This is a genomic window from Nocardia sp. CA-145437 (assembly GCF_050956485.1).
Taxonomy (GTDB): Bacteria; Actinomycetota; Actinomycetes; order Mycobacteriales; family Mycobacteriaceae; genus Nocardia.
The window spans coordinates 1658340-1671703 of record NZ_CP191204.1 but is presented as its reverse complement, the minus strand read 5'-3'; the positions used below and the strand labels follow the sequence as shown (position 1 = coordinate 1671703).

Below are 13364 nucleotides of genomic sequence, written 5' to 3'. Positions count from 1 at the left end.
AGGTGGGGGAATTCAGTCGAGCTCGTCGATGAGCGCGTAGAGCTCGTCGTCGGTCGCCGCGTCGAGATCGCCCTCGAAGCCGGTGTCGGCGGTGACCAGGCTCAGCAGTTCCCGCAGCCGGGCCGCGATGGCCGCGGCCTGGCCGGTGTCGGTGTCGGTCAGCGCGGCCGTGATGGACGGGCGCAGGCCGTCGATCAGTTCGAGCACGGGCACTTCGGTGGCGCCGGTGTCGAATCCGAGCTGTCCGGCCAGGTGTTCGGCCAGGGCCGCCGGGTTGGCGTGATCGAAGATCAGCGTGGCGGGCAGCGCCAGGCCGAGCGCCTTGCCGAGATCGTTGCGCAACTCGACCGCCATGAGCGAGTCGAAGCCGAGCTCCTGGAAGGACCGGTCCCGGGTGACGGCGGAGTCGTCGTCGTGGCCCAGGGCCGCGGCGGCGCGGGCCCGGACCAGATCGGCGAGCGCCTGGATGCGCGCGTCGGGGTCGAGTCCGGCCAGCCGGGCCGTCGGATCCGGTGCGGCCGAGGCCGCCGCGGCGGCGCGGCGCGCCTTGGTGCGCACCAGTTCCCGCAGCGGCGCGGGCACCCCGGACTCGTTGGCGCGCAAGGCTTCCTGATCGATCCGGGTCACCGCGAGCACCGGTTCCCCGGTGCGGACGGCGGCGTCGAACAGGTCCAGGGCCGCGGCCGGGTCGAGGGGCAGCAGGCCCGAGCGGGCGAGCCGCCGCAGGTCCACGTCCTCGAGGTGGCCGCTGAGTTCGCTGCTCCCGGCCCACAGGCCCCACGCCAGCGAGGTCGCGGGCAGGCCCTGGGACTGCCGGTGTTCGGCGAGACCGTCCAGGTAGGTGTTGGCGGCCGCGTAGTTCGCCTGCCCGGCGGTGCCGAGCAGGCCCGCCACCGAGGAGTACAGCACGAAGGCCGCGGGCCGGTGGGCCAGGGTGAGTTCGTGCAGGTGCCAGGCCGCGTCGAGCTTGGGCCGCAGCACCCGGTCGAGCTGTTCGCGGGTGAGGGCGGTGACGACACCGTCCTCGGTGAGGCCCGCGGTGTGCACGACCGCGCCGATGGTGCGGTCGCCGATGGCGGCCGCGAGCGCGTCGCGGTCGGTCACGTCGGCGGCCACGATGGCGACCCGCGCACCGAATTCGGCCAGCTCCGAGCTCAATGCGGCCGCGCCCGGGGCGGCGGGGCCGCGGCGGCTGAGGAGCAGCAGGTCCCGGGCGCCGTGCTCGGCCACCAGGTGGCGGGCCAGCAGTGTGCCCAGGGTGCCGGTGCCGCCGGTGATCAGGACCGTGCCGCGCGACCAGTCCGGGGTCTCCCCCGCCACCTGCCGCATCCGCTCGAGGCGGGGCGCGAACAGTTCACCGTCGCGCACCACGACGTGCGGTTCGCCCGTCGCGGCGGCCCGGTCCAGGACGTCGCGCGAGCGTTCGGACTCGTCGATCTCGACGACGGTGACCCGGCCCGGGTTCTCCGCCTCCGCCGACCGGACCAGGCCGCGGATGCCCGCGTGGCCGAGTTCGCCCGCGGCGGTGACGATCGCGAGCCGCTCGCCCTCGGACTGCGCGAGCCAGTCGCGGACGGTCTCCAGGGTGGCGTGCAGCACGGCCTTGGGCGAGCCGGTGGGCGCTTCGATGATCTGCACACCGACGCCGTCGCCCCCGGTCCGCAGGGGCCGCAGCCGGGGCACGAGCAGCCCGTCCACCTCGGTGGCGGCGGTGACGGCCGTGCGAGCCCGCAGGACCAGCGAATCGACGGTGGCCACCGGCGCTCCGGCCGGATCGTCGGCGTGCAGCGATACCCGCAGCGCGTCGGTTCCGGCGTCCTCCAGGTCGATGCGCACCCGCAGCGCGGTCGCTCCGGTCGCGTGGATCCGCACGCCGCTCCAGGCGAAGGGCAGCCACGAGCGGGCCGGCTCGTCGGTGACGCCCGGCAGCAGCGCGTGCAGCGCGGCGTCGAGCAGGGCCGGGTGCAGGTCGACGTGGTCGCCGTGCCGGGCCTCCGGGAGTTCGACCGCGACGAACAGGGATTCGTCGGTGCGGCGCACCCGCTTCAACCCCTGGAACGCGGGACCGTACTGGTAGCCGAGGTCGTGCAGCCGCTCGTAGACGCCGGTGAGGTCGAACTCGGAGTCGTCGATCGCGCCGACCGTGCCCGCGGCGCGGTCCTCGGTGCGGGCGACCACGAATCCGCCGGCGTGCGTGACCCATTCGCCGTCGTCGGTGCGACGCGAGTGGACCTCGGCGCTGCGGCGGCCCAGTTCGTCGGGCAGCCCGATGCCGACCTGGACGGTGGTGCCGCCCGGCGGCAGCACCAGCGGCGCGCCGATGGTGAGTTCGGCCAGCTCGTCGCAGCCGACCCGGCCCGCGGCGTGCAGGACCATGTCGACCAGCGCGGTGCCCGCCACGACCGGCAGCCCGTCGAGGGCGTGGTCGGCCAGCCACGGCACGGATTCGACGCCCAGGCGTGTGGTGAAACGCACCTCGTCGCGATTCGCGATCGGGACGGCCGCGCCCAGCAGCTGGTGGTCGGCGGCCCCCAGGCCCAGCTCGGCGAGATTCGGTGTCCGGCCGGTGGGTTCGAGCCAGTACCGCTTGTGCTGGAACGGGTAGGTGGGCGCGGCGACCCGGCGGGCGCCGGTGTACAGGCTGTCCCAGTCCACGCGGTGGCCGCGCATACCCGCGATCGCCACCGCCGCCGTCAGCGTCTGGCGCTCCGAACGGCCGCGACGCAGCACGGGCGCGGCGAAACCGTCGGTGGCGGTGAGGGTCTGCTGCGCCAGCGCGGAGAGCACCCCGTCGGGCCCGATCTCCACGAAGTCGGTGACGCCGGCGCTCTCGAGGTAGCGGATGCCGTCGAGGAAGCGCACCGCGAGGCGGATGTGGCGAACCCAGTACCCGGGGTCGGTCACCTCCTCCACGGTGGCCAGGCTTCCGGTGACATTGGAGACCAGGGGAATGGTCGGCGGCCGGAAGTCCAGATGCGCGATGGCGCGGTGGAATTCGTCGAGCACGTCGTCCATGTGCGGGGAGTGGAAGGCGTGACTGACCGGCAGCTGCCGCACCTTGCGGCCGCGTTCGCGCCACAGCTCGGCGACCGCGGCGGCCGCGTCGGCGTCACCGGAGATGACGGTCGAACGCGGGCCGTTGATCGCGGCGATCACCACGGCGTCGCCGTACCCCGCCAGGTCCGGGGCCAGCTCCGCCTCGGTGGCCTCGACGGCGATCATCGCGCCGTGCGAGCGGGCCGCCTGCATGAGCCGTCCGCGCGCCGAGACCAGCGTCGCGGCGCCGGCCAGGTCGAGCACCCCGGCGGCGTGCGCGGCGGCGACCTCGCCGATCGAGTGCCCGGTCAGGTAATCCGGTCGCAGACCGTGACTTTCGACGGTCCGGTACAGGGCCGTCTCGACGGCGAACAGCGCGGCCTGCGCGAAATGCGTCTGGTCGAGCAGCGCCGAGTCGGCGGAGCCCTCCGGAGCGAACAGCACCTCGCGCAGCGGGCGCGCCAGACCGGGGTCCAGCAGCGCGCAGATCTCGTCGAAGACCTCCGCGAAAACCGGTGAGGTCTCGTACAGTTCGCGGCCCATCCCGAGCCGCTGACTGCCCTGACCGGTGAACAGCATGCCCAGTGTGCCGCGCGATCCCCGCCGCGCCCGGGCGACGGCGGTGTTCGGCCGATCCGCGGCGAGGTCGTCGAGGGCCCGGGCCAGCTCGGCGGGCTCACCGGTGATGGCGGCGCGCACATCGTGCCGCGCGCGTCCGGTCGCCAGGGTGAGGCCGATATCGGCCGGGCGGGCATCGGTTTCGGCCAGGTGGTCGCGCAGCCGGGCGGCCACCTCCCGCAGTCCGGCGTCGTCCTTGGCGGACAGGATCCACGGCACCGGCTGCTCCGGCGCGACCGCGACGGCGGTCCGCGGGGCGGGCTGCTCCAGGATGACGTGCGCGTTGGTGCCGCTGACACCGAACGACGACACACCGGCCCGGCGCGGCTGCCCGGTCTCCGGCCACGGCCGCGCCTCGGTCAGCAGCCGCACCGCACCCGACGACCAGTCCACGTGCGGGCTGGGCGTTTCGGCGTGCAGGGTGCGCGGCAGCACGCCCCGGCGCATGGCCTCGATCATCTTGATCACGCCGCCCACGCCCGAAGCCGCCTGCGAGTGACCGATATTCGACTTCAACGATCCGAGCCACAGCGGCCGGTCGTCCGCGCGGTCGCTGCCGTAGGTGGCGAGCAGGGCCTGCGCTTCGATCGGGTCGCCCAGCCGGGTGCCGGTGCCGTGCGCCTCCACCGCGTCCACCTCGGCGGCGGACAGTCCGGCGTCGGCCAATGCCGCGCGGATCACCCGCTCCTGCGCCGGGCCGGAGGGCGCGGTCAGGCCGTTGGACGCGCCGTCCTGGTTGACCGCGGTGCCGCGCAGCACCGCCAGCACCTCGTGTCCGGCGGCGCGGGCGTCGGAGAGTCGTTGCAGCACGACCAGTCCCACACCTTCCGACCAGCCGGTGCCGTCGGCGTCGGCGCTGAACGCCTTGCAGCGGCCGTCGGCGGACAGGCCGCGCTGCCGGGAGAACTCGACGAAGGTGTTCGGGGTGGACATCACGGTGACGCCGCCGGCGACCGCGAGATCGCATTCCCCGCTGCGCAGCGATTGCGCGGCCAGGTGCATGGCGACCAGCGAGGACGAGCAGGCGGTGTCGACCGTGATCGCGGGACCCTCGAAGCCGAAGGTGTAGGCCAGGCGGCCGGAGATCACGCTGGACAGGTTGCCCGCCAGCAGCAGGCCCTCGAATTCGCCCGCCGCGCCCTGCACCCGGATGGCGTAGTCGTCGTACATGGCCCCGGTGAAGACGCCGGTGCGGCTGCCGCGCAGGGTCGCCGGGTCGATGGCCGCGTATTCCATTGCCTCCCAGGCAGTTTCGAGCAGCAGCCGCTGCTGCGGGTCGGTGGCCGTGGCCTCGCGCGGGGAGATGCCGAAGAAGTCCGCGTCGAACAGGTCGGCGTCGTAGAGGAAGCCGCCGTTCTTGGTCGAGGAGGTGCCCGGACGTTCGGAGCGCGGATCGTAGAGCTCCTCCACGTTCCAGCCGCGGTTGACCGGGAACTCGCCGATGGCGTCGACACCGTCGGCGACCAGCTGCCACAGGTGGCCGGGCGTGCGGACGTCGCCGGGATAGCGGCAGGCCATGCCGACGATCACGATCGGATCGTCCTGGGCGGTGCGGGCTTTCACCGCCACCGTGGCGGCGGGCTGCTTCGGCCGCAGCAGTTCCCCGAGGTGGGTGGCCAGCGCGGTCGGCGACGGGTGGTCGAAGACGACGGTCGCGCCCAGGGTGAGGCCGGTCTCGGCGCCGATCCGGTTGCGCAGTTCGAGCCCGGCCAGCGAGTCGAAGCCCAGTTCCCGGAAGGCGCTGTCGGCGTCGAGGCCGGAGGCCGAATCATGGCCCAGCACCGCGGCGCTCACGCTCAGCACGTACTCCAGCAGCGCGTCGGCGCGCCGGTCGTCGGCGAGGGCGGTCATGCGGTCGGCCCAGGCGCCGCCCGCGGTCCGGTTCCCCCGGCGCACGGGTGCGCGCAGGATGGCCGGGGCGGCCGCGGCGGGCACGCCGTAGTCGATGGTCGCCGCGACCACGACCGGTTCGGGGCTGCCGAGCGCGGTGTCGAACAGCGCCAGGCCCGTCTCGACGGTCAACGGCGGTGCGCCCAGGCGCTTCCAGCGCTCGATATCGGCCGCGGACAGACCCGTCCCCATGCCGACCGAGGTGTCCCACAGACCCCACGCCAGCGAGCGGGCGGGCAGGCCCGCGGCGGCGCGATGGGCGGCGAGGCCGTCGAGATAGGCGTTGGCCGCGGCGTAATTGCCCTGTCCCGCCGTGCCGATGGTGCCCGACAGCGACGAGAACAGGATGAACGCGTCGAGATCCAGGTCGGCCGTGGCCCGGTGCAACTGCCAGGCGGCGTCGACCTTCGGGCGCAGCACGGTGTGGATCTGCTCGGCGGTCAGCGTGTCGATCATGGCGTCGGCGAGCGTGCCCGCGGCGTGCACCACCGCCCGCAGCGGACGGTCGGCGGGGACCGCGGCGAGCACCCCGGCGACGGCGTTCGGGTCGGCCATATCGGCCGCGAGCACCTCGACGGTCGCACCGGCGGCGCGCAGGTCGGCGGTCAGGTCCTCCGCGCCGGGGGTGGCCGGGCCGCGGCGGCTGACCAGCAGCAGGTGGCGCACACCGTGTTCGGCGACCAGGTGACGGGCGAACAGCGCGCCGAGGCCGCCGGTACCGCCGGTGATCAGCGCGGTGCCGTCGGCGCGGATCGGCGTGCCGGTGAATTCGGCTGTGCGCGTGGCGACCCGGGGGATGTGCAGCGCACCGTCGCGGACGGCGAGCTGGGCTTCCCCGGAGGCGGCGGCCCGGTGCGGCCACTCCCCGATCTCGTCCTGCGCCGGGATGTCGAGCACCAGCACCCGTCCGGGGTGTTCGCTCGCGGCGACGCGGGCGAGACCCCACACCGCGGCGCCGGCGAGGTCGTCGACCCGCTCGCCCGCGGTGGTGGCCACCGCGCCACGGGTGACGAGGACGAGCGGCGAGCGTGCCTGGGCCAGGTGGCGCTGGATCGATTCGGTGGCCAGGATCGTGGCCGCGTGCACCTGTTCGGGAGTGTCTCCGGGGTCGAGGACGAGGGTCTCGACTTCGGTTCCGGTGGAGTCGGATTCGGGCAGCGGCTGCCAGGCGAGGGCGTACAGCGGCGGCCTGGCGACCAAGCCCTCGACGGCGGTGGGCCGGAAGTCCAGCGCCCCGATGACGGCGACCGGGGTGCCGTCCTCGGTGGTGACGGTGATCTCGGCCGACGTCCGGCCGGTGCGGATCAGGCGGGCGCGCAGTGCGCTCGTGCCTGGAAGGCTCACGCGTACAGCGGAGAACGCGTAAGGCAGCAGCATCTCCCGGGGCCCGGCGGCATCGGCCAGGTCGAGCACCAGCGGGTGCAGGACGGCGTCGAGCAGCGCGGGATGGAGGCCGTAGCGACCGGCCTCGTCGATACGGGCGTCGGGCAGCCGGACTTCCGCGAACAGCGCGTCGTCGGTGCGCCACCAGCGGGTCAGGCCACGGAAGGCGGCGCCGTACTGGTAGCCGAGGCCGGCGAGCCGGTCGTAGGCGTGCTCGATCGGCTCCTCGACGGCATCCGGTGCGGGCCACTCGTCGCCGAGGCCGGGGGCGGGCGCGGCGGCGAGGTCGAAGAATCCGGAGGCGTGCCGCGACCAGGGCGCGTCCTCGGCGGTCCGGGCGTGGATCGTGAAGGGCCGACGCTCGTTCGCTCCGGCGGCGCCGGCGATCAGCTGCACCTCCACCGAACCGGCCAGCGGCAGCGCGGCTTCCACCACGACTTCGGAAACCTGTTCGGCGCCCAGCAGATTCGCCGCCGCGACGGCGAAGTCCACGAAGGCGGCGGCGGGCAGGATCGGCGCACCGGCGATGACGTGGTCGCGCAGCCAGCCGTGTTCGGCGGTGGTCAGGGTGCCGCTGAAGAGCACCTCGTCGCGGTCCGCGCGATCGACCCGGGTGGTGAGGATCGGATGCCCGGCGGCGGGCCGCTCGGTGCCGCCGCGCAGCCAGTAGCTGCCGCGCTGGAACGCGTAGGTCGGCAATTCGACCGGGGCCGACGGTGATTCGACCAGGGCGGTCAGGTCGGCGGGCGCGCCGTGGACGTGCGCGGTGGCCAGACCGGTCACGAAGGTGTCGTCCTCGGGGCGGCCGCGGCGCAGCAGGGGCACCGCGATCGACGCCGGGGTCGCGAAGGATTCACGGGCCATGGCGGTGAGCACGGCATCGGGGCCGATCTCCACGAACAGTCGAATGTCGTCGTTCTCGAGCGTGCGCACGGCGTCGAGGAAGCGCACGGTGCCGCGCAGCTGACGCACCCAGTAGTCGGGCGAGGTGAGATCGGCCTGCTCGGGTGAGAGCGCGGACACCACGGGAATCACGGGGTCGGTGAAGGACACCGACTCGGCGACGGCCTGGAACTCCGCCAGCGCGGAATCCATGTGCGCGGAGTGGAAGGCGTGACTGACCCGCAACGTGTGCGTGCGATGACCGGCCGCCCGCCACCGCTCGGCGACGGCCTCGGCGGCATCGGTGTCACCGGAGACCACCACGGAGGCAGGTCCGTTCACCGCCGCGATATCCACCGCGTGCCCGTCGAGCGATGCGGCCACCTCGTCGGCGGGCGCGCCGATGGCGATCATCGCCCCACCCGCTCGCGCCGCCTGCATCAGCCGACCGCGCGCGGCCACCAGCTTCGCGGCATCGGCCAGTCCGATTCCACCGGCGACGTGCAGCGCCGCCAGCTCACCGATCGAATGACCGGCCACCGCATCGGGAATCAGGCCCAGCTCGCGGCACAGCGCGGCGAGCGCCACCTCCACCGCGAACAGGGCGGGCTGGGTGTACTCGGTCCGGTCCAGGGCGTCGATGTCGTCGCGAACGACCTCGCGCAGCGGCAGTGCCAGCCACGGGTCGAAGGCCGCGCACACCGCGTCGAAAGCCGCGGCGAACGCCGGGTAAGCGGCATAGAGCTCCTGCCCCATACCGAGACGCTGCGCACCCTGACCGGTGAACAGGAACGCGGTGCGCACAGCACGTGTGGCCCGTCCCGACACCAGCTGCGGCGCGTCGATTCCATCGCGCAGGGCAGCCAGACCGGACCGGAGATCCGCGGGCGTGCGGCCGACCACGACCGCGCGTTCGGGCAGCAGCGCCCGGGTCCGCACCAGCGAGTGGGCGAACGCGCCGACCGATGCGTCCGGCCGCGCGCCGACGAACTCGTCCAGCTTGCCCGCCTGCGCGCGCAGGGCCTGCCGGTCCCGGCCGGACACCAGCCACGCCACCGGCCGCGCGGCCGCGCTCGCCGCGAATGTGGTTGCCCCGGACGGGGCTACCGAGAGCGCGTTCTCAGATCCAGCGGACGTGGACGGGGTGGGCGCGACGGCGGCCACCCCGGTTCCGGGCGGCGCGGCTGCGGGGACCACGGTTCCGGTCGGATCGGAGGGGTCCGCGGGGAATGCGGCTGCCGGGGAGTCGGACTCGGCCTCTTCGAGGACGAGGTGGGCGTTGGTGCCGCTGATGCCGAAGGAGGACACGCCGGCCCGGCGCGGGTGGGCCCCGCGCGGCCAGTCGCGCGGATGGGCCAGCAGTTCGATGCTGCCCGCCGACCAGTCGACGTGCGGGGTGGGCGCGTCGAGGTGCAGGGTGCCGGGCAGCACGCCGTGCCGCATGGCCTGCACCATCTTGATCACACCGGCCACACCGGCGGCGGCCTGCGCGTGGCCGATGTTCGATTTCAGCGATCCCAGGTACAGGGGTATGCCCGAGTCACGCTGTGCGCCATAGGTCGCGAGCAGGGCGTCGGCCTCGATGGGGTCGCCCAGCGCGGTGCCCGTGCCGTGGGCCTCCACCGCGTCGACCGCTCCGGCGGTCAGCCCGGCGTCGGCGAGGGCCGCGCCGATCACGCGCCGCTGCGCGGGACCGTTGGGCGCGGTCAGGCCATTGGACGCGCCGTCCTGGTTGATGGCGGTGCCGCGAATGACACCGAGCACCCGGTGGCCATTGCGGCGCGCGTCGGAGAGCCGCTCCAGCAGCAGCACGCCCGCGCCCTCGGCCCACGCCGTGCCGTCCGCGCCGGCCGCGAACGGCTTGCAGCGGCCGTCGGGCGCGAGGCCGCGCTGGCGCGAGAACTCCACGAACATCCCGGGATTGGCCATCACGGCCGCGCCACCGGCCAGCGCCAGGGCGGACTCCCCCGCGCGCAGCGAGCGCACCGCGAGGTGAATGGCGACCAGCGACGAGGAGCACGCGGTGTCCACGGTCAGCGCCGGGCCGAGCAGGCCCAGCTGGTAGGCGATGCGACCCGACATCACGCTGTTCGCGGTACCGGTCAGCACGTAGCCCTCGGTGCCCGCGGCGGGCGTGTGCATGCGCGGGCCGTAGTCGGAGACGGTCGCGCCGATGAACACGCCCGTGCGCGAACCGGCGAGCGACTGCGGATCGATGCTCGCGTGTTCGATGGCCTCCCAGGAGGTTTCGAGCAGCAGTCGCTGCTGCGGGTCCATGGCCAGCGCCTCACGCGGCGAGATGCCGAACAGGGCCGCGTCGAACTCGTCGGCGTGCTCGAGGAAGCCGCCGAGCCGCACGTAGCTGCCGCCGGGCCGGTCCCCGTCGAAGAGAGCCTCGTCCCACCCGCGGTCGGCCGGGAATTCGGTGATGGCGTCGATGCCGTCGGCCACCACCCGCCACAGGTCGTCGGGTCCGGCGATGCCGCCCGGATAGCGGCAGGCCATGCCGACGATGGCGATGGGCTCGTCACCGGCGGCCGTGAACGTCTCGGCCGCACCATCATTCGTGGTGCCGGTGAGCGCGGCGTTCAGGTAGTCGATCAGGGTCGCGGGCGTCGGGTAGTCGAACAGCAGCCCGCCGGGCAGGCTCAGGTCGGTGGCGCGCGCGAGCGCCTTGCGCAGCTCCACCCCGAGCAGGGAATCGAACCCGAGGTCACGGAAGCGGGCGTGGACGTCGACGCGTTCGGTGGCGTCGAAGCCGAGCACGGCCCGGATGTGGCCGGTGACCAGCGCATCCACGTCGATGTCCGCCACCGCGGGAGCGGCGACCGCCACCTCCGCCGGGGCGGGCGTGGCCGTCACCGGGGCGACAGCGGGCACCGCCGCACCCCCCAGGAGCGGATACCGGCGGCGCTGGAACGGATACGTCGGCAGGTCCACGACCCGCGCACCGGACCCGGAGAACAGTGCGGGCCAGTCGATCCGCGCACCCCGGGTGTACAGCTGCCCCGCCGCGGCCACGATGGTGGCGGGTTCGTCGCGGTCCGGGCGCAGGGCCGGGACGGCGGTGATCCGCTCGGCGTCGACGGCCGCGTCGGCGATCATGGCCGAGCACACCCCGTCGGGACCGAGCTCGAATACCTGTGTCACACCGTAGGTTTCGAGCGTGCGGACGGCGTCCGCGAATCGGACCGGCTGCCGGATGTGCTCCACCCAGTAGTCCGCCGACGCCCACTCCTGCGCGGGTCCCCCGGTCACCGAGGACACCGCCCGCAGAGTCGGCTGCGCGAAGGTCAGGGTCCGCACCACCGCCGCGAACCCGTCGAGCATCGGCTCCATGAGCGGTGAGTGGAAGGCGTGGGAGACAGTGAGCCGCTTGGTCTTCCGTCCCATCGCGGACACCAGGGCGGCGACCTCGACCGCGCCGCGCTCCGGTCCGGCGATGACGACCGCGCGCGGCCCGTTGACGGCGGCGATCCCCAGTTCGGGCAGTCCGGCCAGCAGTGGCGCGACCTCGTCCTCGGTGGCCTCCAGCGCGATCATGGCCCCGCCGCTCGGCAGCGCCTGCATGAGCCGTCCGCGCGCCGCGATCAGGGTGGCCGCGTCGGCGCGCGACAATACCCCCGCCACGTGCGCCGCGGCGATCTCACCGATGGAATGCCCGGCGACGAAATCCGGTGCGACACCCCATGATTCGACCAGCCGGTACAGCGCCACCTGCAGCGCGAACAGCGCGGGCTGCGCGTAGCCGGTCTGGTCCAGGTCCTCGCCGGTGGCGATGAGGTCGCGCAGCGGGCGGTCCAGGACCGGATCCAGATGCGCGGCGACGGCGTCGAATTCCGCGGCGAAGACCGGGAATTCGCGGTAGAGGTCCAAGCCCATCCCGATCCGCTGCCCGCCCTGCCCGGAGAACACCACCGCCGACTCGCCCGGCTCGACCGAACCGGTCACCAGCTGCGGCGCGGGCAGCCCCGCGGCGAGCGCCTCGAGCGCGCGCTGCCGGGCCGGGCCGTCGCCCGCGGCGACCACGGCGCGGTGGTCGAACGTCGCCCGGGTGGTGGCCAGCGACCAGCCCACATCGTCGAGATCCGGCGCGGTGAGTTCCGCGAGCCGCTTCGCCTGGTCAGCGAGCGCTTCGGGCGTGCGCGCCGAGAGCACCCACGGCACGACCGCGAGCGGACGGCCCACCTCGGCCACCGGCTCGTTCTCCGGTGCTTCACCCACCACCAGGTGGCAGTTGGTGCCGCCCATGCCGAACGAGCTCACCCCCGCGACCAGCGGCACGGTGGGCTCGGGCCACCCCGAAAGCCCGGTCTGCACAGCGAGATTCAGCGCACCGAACGGGATCGCGGGATTCGGGTCCGAGAAGTTCAGGCTCGGCGGCAGCTGCCGATTCCGCAGGCACAGCAGCACTTTGAGCAGTCCGGCCAGCCCGGCCGCGCCCTCCAGGTGCCCGATATTGGTCTTCACCGAGCCGATCGGCAGCGGCCGGGTCCGCCCCGGCCCCAGTACCGCGCCGAGCGCGGCCGCCTCGATCGGATCGCCGACCGGCGTCCCGGTGCCGTGGGTCTCGACGTACTGGACCTGCGCCGCGGACACCCCGGCCCGCCGGTACGCCTCCCGCAGGACCTGTTCCTGGGCGGCCTGCCCGGGCACCGTGAGTCCCTCGGTCGCGCCGTCGTTGTTGACCGCGCTGCCGTGGATCACGCCGTGGACGCGGTCACCGGCCGCGATGGCGTCGGCCAGCGGCTTCAGCAGCAGCGCGACGGCGCCCTCACCGCGCACGAAGCCATCGGCGCTGGCGTCGAAGGCGGCGGAGGTGCCGGTGGGCGAGAGCCCGCCGAAACGCTCGGTCGCGACCGCGGTCGCCGCGGACAGGTTCAGGTTGACGCCGGCCACCAGGGCCGTGGACGCCTCGCCGGCACGCAGGCTCTGGCAGGCCAGATGCACCGCCACCAGGGCCGAGGACTGCACCGAGTCGACGGTCAGGCTGGGCCCGTGCACGCCCAGGAAGTAGGAGACCCGGTTGGCGATCACGCCGCGGCTGGCGCCGGTCAGGCTGTGATGGGTGATGGCGTCCTCGGGCAGGGTGCCGAGCAGCGCGGCGTAGTCGTCGCGGTGGGTGCCGACCAGCACCGCGGTGTCGCCGCCGCGCAGCTGCTCGGGCCGGGTGCCGGCGTCTTCCAGGGCCTCCCAGGCGAGTTCGAGCACCAGCCGCTGCCGCGGGTCCATCGCGGCCGCCTCGCGCGGGGAGATCCCGAAGAACGGCGCGTCGAAGCCCTCGACATCGGCCAGGAACGCGCCGCGCCGCTCGGGACGGTCGCCCGCCCCGGCGTACGCGGCGCGGTCGTCGGGCCAGGAGGAGATGGCGCTGGTGCCCGAGCTCAGCAGTTCCCAGAACTCGGCGGGGTTGCCCGCGCCGGGTAGGCGGCACGCGAATCCGATGACGGCGATCCCGGCATTATCGGTGGCGTTGATGGAACTCAAAACGGCTCTCCCCCTTGCCTATTCGGCACGTGGTGTGGAAGTGACGCCATCAGAAGGCGTGATTTCAA

General features: G+C 73.9%; 1 protein-coding gene. It reads right to left on the bottom strand.

Annotation, left to right across the window (positions count from 1 at the left end):
- Positions 1 to 12 precede the first annotated feature (12 nt).
- Positions 13 to 13296 (bottom strand): SDR family NAD(P)-dependent oxidoreductase, encoded by a 13284-nt coding sequence (locus ACQPYY_RS07305; protein WP_433593183.1) that lies wholly within the window; start codon positions 13294 to 13296, stop codon positions 13 to 15.
- Positions 13297 to 13364 lie beyond the last annotated feature (68 nt).